General features: G+C 71.0%; 17 protein-coding genes. 8 read left to right on the top strand and 9 right to left on the bottom strand.

The window, feature by feature from the left end; all coding sequences use genetic code 11:
• Positions 1-138: 138 nt before the first annotated feature.
• Complete coding sequence (mihF, locus tag ABZ194_RS22490; protein ID WP_355598956.1) at positions 139-447, bottom strand: integration host factor, actinobacterial type; 309 nt, start codon at positions 445-447, stop codon at positions 139-141.
• A 161-nt stretch (positions 448-608) separates the two neighbouring features.
• Between mihF and ABZ194_RS22485 the strand changes: the two genes are divergently transcribed.
• Entirely contained in the window at positions 609-782 is a 174-nt protein-coding gene (locus ABZ194_RS22485; RefSeq protein ID WP_355598955.1) for a hypothetical protein, read from the top strand.
• A 420-nt stretch (positions 783-1,202) separates the two neighbouring features.
• Positions 1,203-1,490: an HU family DNA-binding protein gene (locus tag ABZ194_RS22480; protein ID WP_271217174.1), complete on the top strand. Its 288-nt coding sequence runs from the start codon at positions 1,203-1,205 to the stop codon at positions 1,488-1,490.
• 90 nt (positions 1,491-1,580) lie between these two features.
• Here the strand turns inward: ABZ194_RS22480 and ABZ194_RS22475 are convergent, their stop codons facing one another.
• The 3 genes from ABZ194_RS22475 to ABZ194_RS22465 form a co-directional block, all read right to left on the bottom strand.
• Positions 1,581-2,396 carry an ATP-binding cassette domain-containing protein gene (locus ABZ194_RS22475; RefSeq protein WP_355598954.1) on the bottom strand — a complete coding sequence of 272 codons (816 nt, stop codon included), beginning with the start codon at positions 2,394-2,396 and terminating at the stop codon, positions 1,581-1,583.
• Between the two features lie 168 nt (positions 2,397-2,564).
• On the bottom strand, positions 2,565-4,178 hold the full coding sequence (locus ABZ194_RS22470) for a protein kinase (RefSeq protein WP_355598953.1): 1,614 nt from the start codon (positions 4,176-4,178) through the stop codon (positions 2,565-2,567).
• A gap of 184 nt (positions 4,179-4,362) precedes the next feature.
• Positions 4,363-5,622, bottom strand: a complete 1,260-nt coding sequence (locus ABZ194_RS22465; protein ID WP_355598952.1) for an alpha/beta hydrolase — start codon at positions 5,620-5,622, stop codon at positions 4,363-4,365.
• Between the two features lie 199 nt (positions 5,623-5,821).
• Between ABZ194_RS22465 and ABZ194_RS22460 the strand changes: the two genes are divergently transcribed.
• From ABZ194_RS22460 to ABZ194_RS22450, 3 genes are read left to right on the top strand one after another with little or no spacing between them, the layout of a single operon-like run.
• Entirely contained in the window at positions 5,822-6,643 is an 822-nt protein-coding gene (locus tag ABZ194_RS22460; protein WP_355598951.1) for an ABC-2 family transporter protein, read from the top strand.
• A 42-nt stretch (positions 6,644-6,685) separates the two neighbouring features.
• On the top strand, positions 6,686-7,474 hold the full coding sequence (locus tag ABZ194_RS22455; RefSeq protein ID WP_355598950.1) for an ABC-2 family transporter protein: 789 nt from the start codon (positions 6,686-6,688) through the stop codon (positions 7,472-7,474).
• 4 nt (positions 7,475-7,478) lie between these two features.
• The gene (locus tag ABZ194_RS22450; RefSeq protein WP_355598949.1) at positions 7,479-8,243 is read left to right on the top strand and encodes an ATP-binding cassette domain-containing protein; all 765 of its coding nucleotides are present in this window, start codon (positions 7,479-7,481) and stop codon (positions 8,241-8,243) included.
• Between the two features lie 399 nt (positions 8,244-8,642).
• Here ABZ194_RS22450 and ABZ194_RS22445 read toward each other — a convergent pair whose 3' ends face one another.
• Positions 8,643-8,987 (bottom strand): DUF1036 domain-containing protein, encoded by a 345-nt coding sequence (locus ABZ194_RS22445; RefSeq protein WP_355598948.1) that lies wholly within the window; start codon positions 8,985-8,987, stop codon positions 8,643-8,645.
• A gap of 3 nt (positions 8,988-8,990) precedes the next feature.
• Positions 8,991-9,200 carry a hypothetical protein gene (locus ABZ194_RS22440; protein ID WP_355598947.1) on the bottom strand — a complete coding sequence of 70 codons (210 nt, stop codon included), beginning with the start codon at positions 9,198-9,200 and terminating at the stop codon, positions 8,991-8,993.
• Positions 9,201-9,362: 162 nt separating this feature from the next.
• Here ABZ194_RS22440 and ABZ194_RS22435 point away from each other — a divergent pair, with 162 nt between their 5' ends.
• Together ABZ194_RS22435 and ABZ194_RS22430 are read left to right on the top strand one after the other, a co-directional pair.
• Complete coding sequence (locus ABZ194_RS22435) at positions 9,363-9,917, top strand: MFS transporter (protein ID WP_355598946.1); 555 nt, start codon at positions 9,363-9,365, stop codon at positions 9,915-9,917.
• A 47-nt stretch (positions 9,918-9,964) separates the two neighbouring features.
• Positions 9,965-10,720: a YcnI family protein gene (locus ABZ194_RS22430; protein ID WP_355598945.1), complete on the top strand. Its 756-nt coding sequence runs from the start codon at positions 9,965-9,967 to the stop codon at positions 10,718-10,720.
• Positions 10,721-10,896: 176 nt separating this feature from the next.
• On the opposite strand, the gene ABZ194_RS22425 is transcribed toward ABZ194_RS22430, so the two are convergent.
• Positions 10,897-11,154 carry a hypothetical protein gene (locus ABZ194_RS22425; protein WP_355598944.1) on the bottom strand — a complete coding sequence of 86 codons (258 nt, stop codon included), beginning with the start codon at positions 11,152-11,154 and terminating at the stop codon, positions 10,897-10,899.
• A 449-nt stretch (positions 11,155-11,603) separates the two neighbouring features.
• Here ABZ194_RS22425 and ABZ194_RS22420 point away from each other — a divergent pair, with 449 nt between their 5' ends.
• Positions 11,604-12,194, top strand: a complete 591-nt coding sequence (locus ABZ194_RS22420; RefSeq protein WP_355598943.1) for a hypothetical protein — start codon at positions 11,604-11,606, stop codon at positions 12,192-12,194.
• Between the two features lie 158 nt (positions 12,195-12,352).
• Here ABZ194_RS22420 and ABZ194_RS22415 read toward each other — a convergent pair whose 3' ends face one another.
• Positions 12,353-13,219: an ABC transporter permease gene (locus ABZ194_RS22415; protein WP_355598942.1), complete on the bottom strand. Its 867-nt coding sequence runs from the start codon at positions 13,217-13,219 to the stop codon at positions 12,353-12,355.
• Positions 13,209-14,342, bottom strand: a complete 1,134-nt coding sequence (locus ABZ194_RS22410; protein ID WP_355598941.1) for an ABC transporter ATP-binding protein — start codon at positions 14,340-14,342, stop codon at positions 13,209-13,211. Before ABZ194_RS22410 ends, ABZ194_RS22415 begins: the two co-directional genes overlap by 11 nt.
• Positions 14,343-14,431: the final 89 nt, after the last annotated feature.

The following is a 14,431-nucleotide window of genomic DNA, read 5'->3' as shown; positions in this document are numbered from 1 at the left end:
TCCAGGCGAGCCCGCCGACCAGGTCGGGAGCGAGGCCCCGCCGTACGGATCTCCCCCGAGTCCGTCCGGCGGGGCCTCCGCCTTTAACGGCCCCCGCCGGAGCCCCGGCACCACCTGGACGGCACGGCGCCCGGCGCCTCAGCCCGTGACGACCTCGATCAGCTTGCGCCGCTGCTGCACGCCCAGGCCACCGAGCCGCCGGGCCTCGTCCACGTCGGCCCGCGCCATCAGCTGGGCGGCCTTCACACTGCCGACCCCGGGCAGGGCGCGCAGCGCCTGCGCCACCTTGATCCGCCTGGCGATCTCGTCGTCCCGGCCGAGCAGTTGCTCAAAGCTGACTGATCCGGCCTTGACCTCGGCCAGAAGCTTGGCGCGGGCGGTGCGAGTCTCGGCGGCCTTGGCGAGGGCGGCCTGACGCTGTTCGGGGGTTAGCTTGGGCAGAGCCATGTTGTTTTCTCCCTGACTACTTGGATTACGACGGTCTGTTACCCACAGCGAACCGGCTAATCGTTGCCGGAGCATGGGAAAACCGTGCAGTTTGCGGGGACCATCACGATATGCCCGGTTGGTTACCCCGGCCTTACTCGACTCTTCGTAGCCTCGACCCCATGGGTATCTGGCAGGGGCCGGACGGCATCGAGGTCGAGGCGATCGTGCTCCACGACCTTCCGTGCCTGCGCGTGACCCGACAGGTCGGGGACCGCCGGGTGCTCCTGGCGTACTGCATGGACGTACGGGAGGTCGGTGAGCACGTCGACCTGGCCGAACTCGTCGCGACATAGGCGCGGAACAGGGCCGCGAGGGCGGCCTCGACCCCTGGGAAGTGACCGGACTTAAAGCACTGTCACGTCCGATTCGGGATCGGTGTGAACTTTCGCGGCTTCTGAGACGTCCTGAGTAACCAGGAGGCCCGAATGGAAGTTTTGGCCGGCCTCGTCGACGAAGATCTCCGGCTGGAGCTCATCCTCGTCGAGGCCCTGTACGGGGAAGCGGAACGGCTGGTGGCCCAGTCCGACCGCTGAACAGCGAGGAGTGCCCGCCACCGTGTGCACGGCGGCGGGTACTCCTACCTTCTCTCTGCCGCAGGGGAGGTGGAGGCCTCCCGGCGGATGTGTGTCCCCGGTGGACTCGGAGCACGATCCCCGGGCCGTACGGAGGCCGGGGACTCGATGAATCCGGCAGGAATGGCGTTAACTATGCCCATGAACAAGCGCGAGCTGATCGAGAAGGCCGCGGCTGAGGCGGGGCTCAGCCGGCGGCAGACCGCCGCCGCTCTGGAGGCCATTTTGGGGACCATCCAGACGGCGGTGGCAGCCGAGGACAAGGTTGCGATCCCCGGCTTCGGATCCTTCGAGATCGTCCACAAACCGGCCAGAACCGGCCGCAACCCGCAGACCGGCGAACCTCTGGAGATCGCCGAGACCTGGACGGCGAGGTTCAAGCCGAGCCCCGGGTTCATGGGCCTCATCCGCCAGCGCAAAAAGGACTGAGACCCCTCACCGGCCCGCACGGCCGAGCAGGGCCCGGTGCTGGATCCGGTGATCCGGTGATGTGATGATCCGGTGACGCGACGGCGCGGCTCAGCGGCGTACGGCGCGGGCGGACCAGCGACCGTCGTGATCCTCGATCAGCAACGGCCGGCCGAAGCAGTCCGACAGATTCTCACCGGTCAGGATCTCCGCGACCGGTCCCGCCGCCTGGATCCGGGAGTCGCGCATCAGCAGGGCGTGGGTGGTGGTGGCCGGGACCTCCTCCAGATGATGGGTGACGGTGATCGTGGTCAGCACCGGGCGGGTCGCCGCGAGGTCCTCGACTGCGGTTATCAGGTCCTCGCGGGCGGGCAGGTCGAGCCCGGCGAACGGCTCGTCCAGCAGCAGGACCACCGGATCGACCATCAGCGCCCTGGCGACCCGGATCCTGGCCCGCTCCCCCTGGGAACAGACCCGGAAGAGCCGGTCCGCGAGATCCTTGCATCCCATGTCCGCCAGGAGCCGGTGAGCCCGCTCGTGCTCGGCGGGGCCGTACCGATCCCAGAGCGGGGCGCTCGTCCCGGTGTGACCGGTCAGCACGACCGTGTGCGCGGTGGCGCCCTCCTCCTCCAGCAACTCCTCGTCGACGAGCCGCTGGCTGGCGGCGACCAGGCCGATGTGCCGGCGGAGCTCACGCAGATCCATCCGGCCGAGCCGCTGGCCCAGCACGGTGACGGCGCCCTCGGTGGGATGCCGTACGGCCGCCGCCAGCGAGAGCAGCGTGGTCTTGCCCGCCCCGTTCGGTCCGAGCACCACCCAGTGCTCGCCGTACCCGACCCGCCAATCGACATCGGCCAGCAGGGTCCGGCCGACCACCCGGACGCCGACACCGCTCAACTCCACCACACCGGGCACGGACTCGCCCATGGGTTCCCCTCCCACTCGACACGCGCCGATCACCCTAACGGATGTGCCGACCCGGCCTCCTCGCCCGGGAATCAGGACCCCGGAGTCCGGGGAGGGAACCGCTCTCCCCCATCCGGCCTCCACCTCCGAGACGGGACGAGGCCCCTCAATCCCGGCGGAACCGAGTGATCAGTTGTCCGGCTGCGAGGGAGGGTCCACGCCCGGCGGAAGCTGCGGGCCGGTCACCGCCGAGGACGGGGCGGGCGACAGCGCCGGGCTCTCCCCCTCTCCGTTCTGCGGGACCCGGGGAAAGGACGGCCTGGGGTCGCCCGGCACCGGCGGGCAGCCCTTTCCCCCGTTCCCCTTCGTCATCGCGTCCGCGCAGGTCCGCGGGTCGTCCTCGCGGGACCGGCCGCCCGGCCCCTGCGGATGGGCGGGCTGAGGCTCCTCGTGCTCGCCGTTCACCGGAGGCAGCGGAACGGTTCGGGGCGGGGGGTTGCGCACCGCGCCGGGCGTGATCGACGGTGCCACGACCGGGGACGCCGTACGCCGGCCGCCGGCCGGCGGAAGGGGGCCTCGTAAGAGGGAACCGCCGGTGGTCTCAGGGGTCGGGGCCACCGTCGGCGCCCGGTTGGGAGTGCCGGGCCCGGTGTCCCCCCCGACCCCGCCGTTCGCGGCGGCGACCACCGTGACGGCCGCCATGGAGACCGTGGCGAGGGCCGCGAAGCTCGCCTGTGACAGATGAACGCCCCTGCGCGGCGTCCTTCGGGAGACCTTCGCGGGGGTGGAACCCGGAAGGGGGGCGGGAAAGGGTGCGGGATACCGGCCGCTCGCCGGGGCCGAGGGCACCGCGAGCCCCGCCCCGCCGGTCTCCGGGGGGTGGGGCACCGGCGTCCAGATCTTCGCCAGCACGTCGGCGACCGCCTGGCGAAGGTCTCGCGGGTTACCCACGCCACCGGCGGCGAGAAGGGCGCGGAGCAGATCGGCGGCCCCTGGCCGCAGGGTGGGGTCCTTGGCCAGGGAGGCTTCGACCGCCGGGCGGAGCAGGGGGGGCACCGAGGCGACGTGCGGTGGCTCCAGCAGGATGCGCCGGGTCAGCACGTCCAGCTCGCCCGTGCCGAAGGGGTGGTGGCCGGTGGCCGCGTAGGCGACCAGGCAGCCCCAGGAGAAGATGTCGGAGGAGGGCAGCGCGGGATCGCCGGTGAGCCGCTCCGGGGCGACCCAGCCCGGGCTGCCCATGACGTGCCCGGCCCGGGTGTGCGCGACGAGGGTGTCCACGTCCCTGGCGATACCGAAGTCGATCAGCCGGGGTCCGGCGTCGGACAGCAGCACGTTGGCGGGCTTGAGATCGCGGTGGACCAGCCCGGCCTCGTGCACCGCCATCATCGCGGCGGCCACGCCGAGGGCGACGCCGTAGGCGAGGCCGGGGGGGAGCGGACCCCGCGCGGCCATGACCTGCGACAGTTCGGGGCCGGGAATGTATTCGGAGACGAGGTAGGGCTGGTCCCTGTCGACGCCGTCCTCGATCACCGCAGCGGTACAGAAAGGAATCACTCGCCGGGAAAATTCCACTTCTTCCGCGAAACGGGTGCGAAGCGTGGCATCGTGAAGATGTAACGGATGCGGGGTTTTGAGGGCTACCAGACCTCCCCGGGGATGTTCGGCCAGGTAAACCACCCCCATCCCGCCGACGCCGAGCCGACCGAGCAGCGGGTAACGGCCGATGCTGACCGGGTCTCCGGTGCTCAGTGGCCGCACCCCGGGCGGCAGGCCGTTCACGGGACCGGTTCCGCCACGCGCCATCCTGGTTGAGCCTCTCGTGTACACATTACGGGAAGCACACTGTGGCGGGATTCGGCAGGCTTTCGCACCCCACCTGTCAGAAGGGGTATGGCAGGTAAGGCGAATGGTTCCGTAGAGTAAGTAATCTCTGGCCGCGGGCCTTTTGGTAAGAAATATAGGGATCCGATGATGAAAACCCTTTTGGTCAGGCGGCGGCAGACCCGGGTCCGGTGAGCGGCTCCCCCGCCGCCCGTTCGGAGCGCTCGGGACGGCCCTGCCCGGCGCTCGCGGCCAGGGCACGGGTGGCCGTGAGGAACCGGGCTATGTGCCAGAAGACCTGGCGCGCCTCGGGAACCAGGTCGGCGAGGAGGGCGAAGACGTGGGGCATGCGGCGCCACTCCTCGTACCTGACCGGAACCCCGCCGGCACGGGCCCGCTCGGCGACGCGGCGCCCCTCGTCGCGCAGGACCTCGGTCGAGCCCGTGACGACCATCAGCGGCGGCAGGCCGGTGTAGTCGCCGAAAACCGGGGAGACCAGCGGGTCGCGGGCGTCAAGGCCGATGGTCCAGCGGCGGGCCAGCCAGCCGACGCGACCCGCCGGGATCAGCGGGTCGAGCAGGCGGTTGACCCTGCGCGGCCCGTCGGTGAGGTCGGCCCACGGTGACAGGCAGACGGCGGCCGAGGGGCGGGGCAGGTTCCGGTCGCGGAGCGCCAGGAGCGTGGCCAAGGTGAGGTGACCGCCGGCGGAGTCGCCCGCGAACACGATCCTGGCGGGGTCGTAACCACGCTCCAACAGGCACAGGTAGGCCGCGATCGCGTCCTGAAGAGACTCGACCGGCGTGTGAACCGGGCCCTGCCGGTAGTCGAGGGCCAGCACCGGGCACCCTGCGGCGGCCGACAGACGCCAGGTGATCGGCCGGTGGGTCGCCGGCGAGCAGATGAAGTAACCGCCGCCGTGGAAGTAGAGCACCACCCGGCTCTCGTCGAACTCCTCCGCCCCGCCCCCGGCGGTCTCGCCCCCGGCGACTCCGCTCCCGGCGCCCCCCTGCCCGGCCACCCCGTATCCGGCGGTCCCCCGCTCAACCGCCCCGCGACCGGCGCCCCCCTGCCCGGCGACTTCCTGCTCGACCACCCCGCGCCCAGCGGGCCCCCGCCCGCCGCCCCCGTCCCCGGCCGCGCCGGCGAACCCCGAGGCGTCCTCTCCGTCGAGCCCCTGACCGGCGCGGATCCACTCGCCGGAGCACTCCCCCACCCGATCCTGCGCCAGGCGGACGTGATCGGGCAGCCGGAACGGCACTCTGGTGGCCAGCGCGACGAGTTGGGAGGCCGCCAGGACACCGGTGTCGGTTCTCAGCAGCAGGCCGGAGACCGGTTTCAGGGTGCCGCGCATCACCGTGTTCAGCGCCGCGGCCTGCCAGCTCACCGGGTAACCGGGGCAAACGTCCACATCGATCTCATCGTGCATGCGGGCCTCCAAATAGGAGGATTCCCACAGAATATCCTTCCATTCATGGGATGGCCCTCCGGTGGGGATCGTGGGACCATGACGCCCCCTCCCCCACGCCACCTGCGCTATCACCGGATGTCCGGAACCCCGCCACCGGCGAGACCCCGGCAGGCCGATCACCGAAAAGCCGTTGCCGTGACCCGGCCCGGCGACCACGATGAGAAAATCTCCCCAACACCCCCAGGAGGCCGTCTTCCTGCTCTACGCGCGCATCGCCGGGTACGGCTTCCGCCGCCACTCCGCCTACCGTGCCGCCGCCCTCGCCGGCGCCTTCACCAACACCGTCTTCGGCGTTCTCCGGGCCTACATACTGATCGCCCTCTGGGAGGCCCGCCCCGGGCTCGGCGGCTACGACATCACCGACGCCGTGACCTTCTGCTTCCTCAGCCAGGCCTTCATCGGCCCCATGCAGGTCTTCGGCGGTGGCCTGGAACTGTCCGGGCGGGTACGGACCGGAAACATCGCCGTGGACCTCCTCCGCCCGGCGTCACTGCAACTGTGGAGTCTGGCCGACGATCTCGGCCGGGCAGCCTACCTGTTTCTGCTGCGCAGCCTGCCGCCGACGGCCATCGGCGCGGCGCTGTTCGGCATCATCGTCCCCGCCGACCCGATGACCTGGATCTCCTTCACCGCCGGCTTCGCGCTCGGGGTGATCGTCAGCTTCGGCTGGCGCTACCTCGTGGCGCTGTCCGCCTGCTGGGTCGTCGACGACAGGGGCACGCAGTCACTCTCCCTGGTGATGACGTTCTTCTTCAGCGGCATGGTCCTGCCCCTGCACCTGTTCCCCGGCTGGCTCGGCGCCCTGGCCGAGGTGCTCCCCTGGTCGGCGATGGTCCAGGTCCCCGCCGACCTCTACCTCGGCAAGCGGGACGTGCTCGACGCGCTGGGCTTCCAGGCCGCGTGGGCGGCGGCGCTGCTGGCCCTGGGCGCCCTCGTCACCCTCGCCGCCCGCCGCAAGGTCGTGATCCAGGGTGGCTGACGGCACGGACGTCCCGGCCGGAGGTAGGGCGGACCTCCAGCGATGATCAGAACATATCTCCTGCTCGCCTGGACCTGGCTGAGGGCCTCGGCACAGTATCCCGGACCGATGATCACGATGGCGATCGGGTCGTTCACCGTCAACGCGCTGGACGTGGCGGCGATCTGGGTCATCTTCGAGCACACCCGGTCACTGGCCGGGTTCGGCCTGGCCGAGGTGATGTTCCTCTACGGCACCGCGGGCCTGTCGTTCGCGCTGAGCGACATGCTCTTCGGGAACGTGGACCGGCTCAGCCAGCACATCAAGGCGGGCACCTTCGACACCATGCTCATCCGCCCGGTCAGCGCGTTCGTCCAGATGGCCGTGGACCGGTTCGGCGTGCACCGCCTCGGCCGGGCCGCCCAGGCCACGGTCGTGCTCGCCATCGCCCTGTCCCGGCTCGACCTGCCCTGGAGCAGGGTGTGGATGATCCCGCTGATGGTCCTGTGCGGGATCGTCATCTTCACCGCGATCTTCACCCTCGGCGGCGCGCTGCAGTTTCTGCTGACCGACGCGCCCGAGGTGGCCAACGCCTTCACCTACGGCGGCGGCACGCTCACCCAGTATCCGCTGAGCGTCTACGGCGACGAACTCGTCCGGGGCGTCACATTCGTCGTGCCACTGGCGTTCGTCAACTGGCAACCCGGCCTGTTCGTGCTGGATCGGCCGGACCCCATAGGCCTGCCGTACTGGTTCCGTTTCGCCGGGCCGCTCGCGGCTCTGGGCCTCACCGCCGTCGCCGTGCTCGCCTGGCGGGCGGGGATCCGCCGCTACCGCTCAACGGGGAGTTGACGACATGATCGAAGTCGACCGGGTCGGCCGTTCGTTCACCGTGGGGCGCCGGCGCGCACGCACGACGGTGCATGCCGTACGGGATCTGTCGTTCACCGTCGAGGCCGGGGAGTTCGTCGGATATCTCGGCCCCAACGGCGCGGGCAAGTCCACCACCATAAAGATGCTCACCGGCATCCTCGCCCCGACCTCGGGCCGCATTCAGGTGGCCGGGCTCGATCCGACACGGCGCCGTACGGCCCTCGCCCGCCGAATCGGTGTGGTCTTCGGTCAGCGGACGACCCTGTGGTGGGATCTGCCGCTCCGGGACAGTTTCACACTGGTCCGGCACCTTTACAAAGTAGATCGAGTTGTTTTCCACCGGAGGCTGGAGGAACTGTCGGACCTGCTCGGCCTGGCCGAGTTCATGAACACCCCGGTCCGGCAGCTCAGCCTCGGTCAGCGGATGCGCGGCGACATCACCGCCGCCCTGCTGCACGACCCCGCCGTACTGGTGCTCGACGAGCCCACCATCGGCCTGGACGTGGTCAGCAAGGCCGCCATGCGCGAGTTTCTCCGCCTCCTCAACGCCGATCGGGGCACCACGGTCCTGCTCACCACCCACGATCTGGGGGACATCGAGAAGCTCTGCCGCCGCGTGATGGTCATCGACCACGGGAGTCTGACCTTCGACGGCACCCTCGACGACCTGCGCGCCACCGCCCCAGGCGAGGACTCCATCGAGGACGTGGTCGCCCGCCTCTACACCGGGGGAAGCACGCCCCTCTGACACGCCGGAGGAGTCACGCCTCTCAAAGGGCCACGCTCCTCTGAGCAGAACGCCCTTTTCGCCGCCCCGTCACCATCTCACCCTCTCCCGCCGCCGACCCGGGGCACGGTACGGACGCACCGCTCCGGGAGTCCTGCGACAGGCGGAGGGCACTCCGATTGTCGGCGGCGGGAGGCGCACGTCCGGGGGCGGGGATCGTGCGCGCGGATGGGCGTGGCGGGATGGGGTGGACGTCGCGGGGACGGACCACCGTCTGTCCTCGTCAATCGAGGGCACCGGCCTGGATGGATGGCGCCCGATTCACCCGTTTACTCGGTCAGGGAACGCAGAACCGGGCGCGGAGGCTGCGGCCCCGGCATGGGCCGCATGGGAAAATGCGGGGGACAGAAAGAGCGGGTGTCAGGCGACCAAATTGACGTAGTACTTGGAGTAGCCGTTCATGTCGACCAGCCGGGTGCCGACGAGCCTGGCCGCGGTGCTGCCGATGTTGAGGCAGGAGTCGAAGGCGTTCTGGTACACGTAGATCGGGCCGTAGGGACCGGTCCAGACGGCGCCGTTGGCGGCCTCGGCGTAGAAGGCCGCGTAACGGTTGTTGGTGTTGAGGACATACGCCTCACCACCCGGATCGATGGCCCACCAGCCGCGGGTGCCCCACTGGCCGTAGTCACGGCAGCCGTCGGGGCTGTAGAACATGATCGCGACCCACACCTTGGAGGTGTAGCGGTTACGGAAGTGCAGCTGCATGGTCTACTCCTCCGATTCCGCGAAACGCTGGACCAGCGGACGGGCGTCGATCGGCTGGTCCGCCAGCGGGGGCAGGTGGTCGTCGGCGCTTGCCGCGGCGGCGATCCGGTCGGCGGTGCCGGGGCGCGCGTCGCTCTCCCCGGTGTTGGCCACCACGGTGTCCGCGAAGGCCACCCGGGGGTCAGGCACGTGCTCTGCGCTGTTGTCGGGCATGGCTCACCTCTATCCCTTGAATGCGTAGGGTGATTAATCAACAACGTACAGTTAAAGTCACGGGCGTGTAAAGAGCCCGCCCCCACATCTTCCCGGCCGCCTCCCGCCGCGAAAAACCCGGCAGGACAGCCGTCGGGCGGGCGTGAGACCATGTTGGGCGTCATGCGTGCCCGTCTCCCGTTACGCCTCACGCGCGCGGCCGCCTTCTCGGCCGTCTGCGTGACGCTCGCCACCCTCGGCCATCTGGGGGCCGGAGGCTCCGGGCCCGCGCCGTGGGCGGTGGCGGCCGGTGGCGCGGCGGTCATGGCCGTGACGGCGGTGCTCGCCGGGCGCGAGCGGTCCACCGTGACGATCGGCGTCGGACTCGCGGCCATGCAGCTGTTCCTGCACGAGCTGTTCGCCTTCGACGACCCCTCGGGGATCTCCCTGACCGTGCACACCCACGGCCAGGGGCTGGGCGAGAGCCTGGGGATGCTCATCGCCCACCTCACCGCCACGCTGATCACCGGCTGGTGGCTGGCTCGCGGCGAGGCGGCCCTGTGGGCGCTCCTCCAGGCGGCGGGAGAACGGCTGGGCGCACTGTTTTGCCTGCTCCTGCCCGCCGCGCTCCCCCTCGCTCCCCCGGCTACGGCGTTTCCCCCCGTCATGGTCATCCCGGCGGCGCGTCTGCTCCGTCATACCGTCAGCCGGCGTGGTCCTCCACTTCCCGCCATCTGAGCCGTCCCCGTCACCGCAGGTCCCAGAACTCGAAGTGGAGAACCCCCGTGTCCCTTTCCCCTGCCTCCTCAACCCTCCGCCGCGCCGTGGCCGTCACCGCCGGCGCCGCCGCGCTCACCCTCGGGCTGGCCGTTCCCGCCCTCGCGCACGTCACCGTCAACCCCGGCAGTGCCGAGCAGGGCGGCTTCACCAAGGTCGCCTTCCGCGTTCCGAACGAGCGCGACAACGCCTCGACCAGCAAGGTCGAGGTGGCCTTTCCCGTCGACCACCCGCTGCCGTTCGTCTCCGTCAAGCCGGTGCCCGGCTGGGACGTGAAGGTGGTCGAGAGCAAGCTGCCCAAGCCGATCACCACCGAGTACGGCGAGATCACCGAGGCCGTCACGAAGGTCACCTGGTCGGGCGGGAAGATCGAGCCGGGTCAGTTCCAGGAGTTCGAGGTGTCCATGGGGATGCTGCCCAAGGACACCGACCGTCTCGTCTTCCCCACGGCCCAGACCTACACCGGCGGGGAGGTCGTCAAGTGGGCCGACGAGCCCAGGGCCGACGGCTCCGAGGCCGAGCACCCGGCCCCGGTCCTGAAGCTCACGCCCGCCTCGGCCGAGGGCCACGGACACGACACCGCCACCTCCGACGGCCCGGCCACCTCGACCACCGACGCCGCGCCGTCGGTGACCCCGGTCGCCGCCGGGGAGAGCGCCTCCGACGGCACCGCCCGCCTGCTCGGCGGCGCGGGACTGCTGGCCGGGATCGTCGGCGTCGCGGTCGGCGTGCTCGGTCTGCGCCGCGGTGGCCGTACCTCCTGAGAGGCCTGCCGGGACCGCTTGGGACGCGATATCCGGAGCGTCGCCTGAACGGATCCCCGGACACGGACGGGACGGTCTCGCGGAAGCGCTTCCGCGAGACCGTCCCGTCCGGCGGTCCGCCCTCTCCGTCACCGGGCCCGGCGTGGGTGGCCGCCCCGCGGGCCGCGCCTCGCCGGTCAGGCCGTGGCCAGGGTGGCGGGGTTGACCCGGTGGGCCGCGCTCAGCGCCCAGCGCATCCGGGTCTCGTATGTCTCGGGGTGGTCACCGGCCTCCTGCGCCACGCAGGCCGCGCACTCGGTGAGGTCCGCGTGACAGGCGCGCAGCCGGTCTTCGATGGCCGCGCGCACCCGATCCGGCGAGGGATCGTCGGATGCCTGCAACTCGGAGGCGAAGAGGACCTGCGCCAGGTCTGACACGCTCATCGTGGTCGGCATCGCTTGCCTCTCTCCCGGGGTCCTCCGAGGTCTGAGGGACTCCGGTGGCACCCCGTTGGTCGTTCACATCGTGTTCACGGCTCCATCGTCTCCAGCGGCACCGACGTTTCCCCCCGACTCCACCACCGCCCCGTCCGGCGGCCCGCGCGGCGAGCCGGCCGCCGCCGGAACGATCCCGGCCGTCCGCCGGAGCCGGGCCGCCCTCCGGCGACCGCCCGCCGCCCGGCTCCCCCGGCGGCGCCGGATCGTCCTGTTCCAAATCCTGCCCACTTTCGTACCGGATTGCACCGGACATGCGGTAACAAAATGGTTTTTGCTGCGTCATACACAAGAAACATTAACCAGTAACGCTGACGCTTAATTCTTTCAGTCCAAGACTGGATCCAGTCATACCTCAAATGGTCGCAAAACAGGCTTCTATCGAGCTAATCAGATGTAACGATAATCACATGCCAAAGTCCTTGGAACCAAGCCACGACGCCCTGGTGCGCGAACTGCAGGTGGTTCGAAAGAACGGGCTGCTCAGGCTCCGCGACGTCCCGCTGCCGACCCTGGGCGCGTCGGTCGAGGCGGTGGGACTGCCGGCCGACCCGGCCCTGCTGCCGGCCTCCATCACCAGGCTGCTGGAACGTGTCCTCGCCCGTCTCGACGGCGACCTCGCCACCGCCGTCGCCTACAGCCTCGGACTCGTCGAGGGAACCCGGCACTGGCCGGGACGGAGCCGCCGCAGAAGAGCCGCCGAGGTGTACGGCATGCACCCCGAGGGTTTCCGGAGAAGGCGGGAACACGACCTGCTCGACCACATCGCCGAGACCATTCTCAAGCTCCGCCGGGAGGCCGGGGCGCCCCGGCCCCGATCCGCCGTCCCGGCGCCCGCCGAGACGAACGAGGTGCGGCAGCGCGCCCGCACGCCCGACTTCCCCGGATCGGCCTACCGGCAGCGTGAGACGGGAGACCGGGCGGAGCACATGGAGCAGGCGCTTCGCCGCTTGCGCGAAGCACGCAAGGTGCGGACATATGGGGATTTTCCTAATGAATAAGCCACTACTCAGGTATCTCTTACGGAAACCTATGTAAAACGGCTCAGCAGAGAATCGAGGGACGGCCTCGGACCGGCCGACCGGGTACGGCGCCCGCGTGACGCTCCCCCGGCCGGCCGGGCGCGGCTGGTGAGGGCGCGCGGATCACCGGCCCGGGGTCAGCAGGTGACGTCCTTTCCGGTGAAGCGGGCCCAGGCGAACGAGCCGCAGATCACCGTGTAGGCGGCGAAGACCAGCAGGCCCTGTCCCATGTCGCCGGCGGCGACCGGGTCGCGCAGCACCCCGTCGAAGCCGTTCCACCAGTGCGTCAGCAGGTACGGCCGGAGCTCGGACAGCTGCGGGATGACCCCGAGCACCTGAGCGACGATCACCAGCACCACGGTCGTGGCGATGGCGCCGACGGCCACCTCGGTCAGCGTCGAGAGCGCCAGCGCGAGGGCCGCCAGGGCGGCCATGCCCGCCGTGACGTACAGCACGACGAGGCCGATCCTGAGCAGGCCGTCGAGCAGAGGAACCGTCGCCCCCGACAGCAGGGTGATCGGCCCGGCCGGGAACAGCACCAGCCCGGTGAGCAGCGCCGACAGCGCGACCGCGGTGACGGCCGCCAGGCAGAAGGCGACCGCGTTGGCGTACTTGACGGCCAGCAGCCGGGTCCGGCCGGCCGGAGCGGTCAGCAGGTAGCGCAGGGTGCCGGCCCCGGCCTCCCCCGCCACCGAGTCCCCGGCGACCACCGCGACGGTGACGGGCAGCATGAGCTGCACCAGGACCGAGAGCGCGGCGAAGGTGAGGAACAGCCCGTTGCCGGTGACCTGGGTGAAGATCGCGGGGGCGCCCTCGTCCTCGCCCGGCCCGCCGAACGTCCGCAGCACGACACCGATCAGCACCGGAACCGCGGCGAGCACGGCCAGCATGGCGATGTTCCTGGGGCGCCGGAAGGTCAGCCCCGTCTCCGATCCGAACAGCCGGAGCAGCGCCCGGGGGGCGCTCACCGCCCGTCCCCGGGCGATCAGGACCTCAGCCGACATCGAACCCCTCCCCGGTCAGGCCCACGAACACGTCCTCCAGGCTCGGCCGCTGCACGGCCAGGCCGCGCACCGCGACGCCCGCGGTCACCAGCGCCGCGCAGATCCGTTCCGGGACGTCCGCGCCCAGTTCGGCACCGACCCCGCCGCCGTCGGCGCGGATCCCCGCGAGCCCCAGACCGGCCAGTACGGCCGCCGCCTCCGCGACGTCCGGCGTCTCCACCCGGACCCTGACCGCCTCCCCCGCCCGGAGCTCGGCGATGGGCCCCTGGGCCACCAGCCTCCCGGACCGCATGACGGCGACGTGGGAGCACATCTGCTCCACCTCGGCCAGCAGATGGGAGGAGACGAACACGGTGGTCCCCTCGGCGGCGATCTCCTTGACCAGCCCGCGGACCTCGCGGGTGCCCTGCGGGTCCAGGCCGTTGGTCGGCTCATCGAGGATCAGCAGTTCCCTCGGCCCCAGCAGCGCGGCGGCGATCGCCAGCCGCTGGCGCATGCCCAGCGAGTAGGCGCGGTAGCGCTTGCGGGCGGCGGCGGCCAGCCCCACCCGGTCCAGGGCGAGCCCGACGCGGGCGGTGACGGTGCGGGGGTCGGCGGCGGGGTCGGCCGCGTCGTAGCGGCGCAGATTGGCCTCACCCGACAGGTAGGGGTAGAACGACGGCCCCTCGACCAGCGCGCCGACCCGCGACAGCACGGCGGGCAGCCCGGCCGGCATCGGCGCGCCTAACAGCTCCCAGGTACCCGCCGTGGGCGCGACCAGGCCGAGCAGCATGCGGATGGTCGTGGTCTTGCCCGAGCCGTTCGGCCCGAGGAAACCGAAGACCGCTCCGATGGGCACGGCCAGGTCAAGACCGTCCACCGCCACCTGGCCGCCGCGGAACCGCTTGGTCAGGCCGCGGGTGACGATCGAACGGCCTCCGGCGGATCCGGAGGGCGGGCGGCCCTCCGGCGCGGACGGCCCGATCTCGGCGCCGATCCCGGTGTCGATCCCGATGTCGCGGACGAAGGGCGGGGGCGCCCCCTCCGGCGCCCCCGAGCTCTCGTCGAGCCCACCCCGGCGGGCGGTGCCGCCGCGGTGGCCGTCACCCGCCAGGGTCCGTACGTCTCCCGGCGTCTCGCTCACTGGTGCACCATCCTCTTGTCGGCAGTTGAGAGACTGCTGATGCACCCGAGGTGCCGCCGGGCTACCGCCCTGCTCGCTCGACCCCGAGG

The organism is Streptosporangium sp. NPDC006007, assembly GCF_040614315.1.
Lineage (GTDB): Bacteria > Actinomycetota > Actinomycetes > Streptosporangiales > Streptosporangiaceae > Streptosporangium.
The sequence above is the reverse complement of the archived record's forward strand: the minus strand, read 5'-3'. Positions and strand labels throughout refer to the sequence as shown.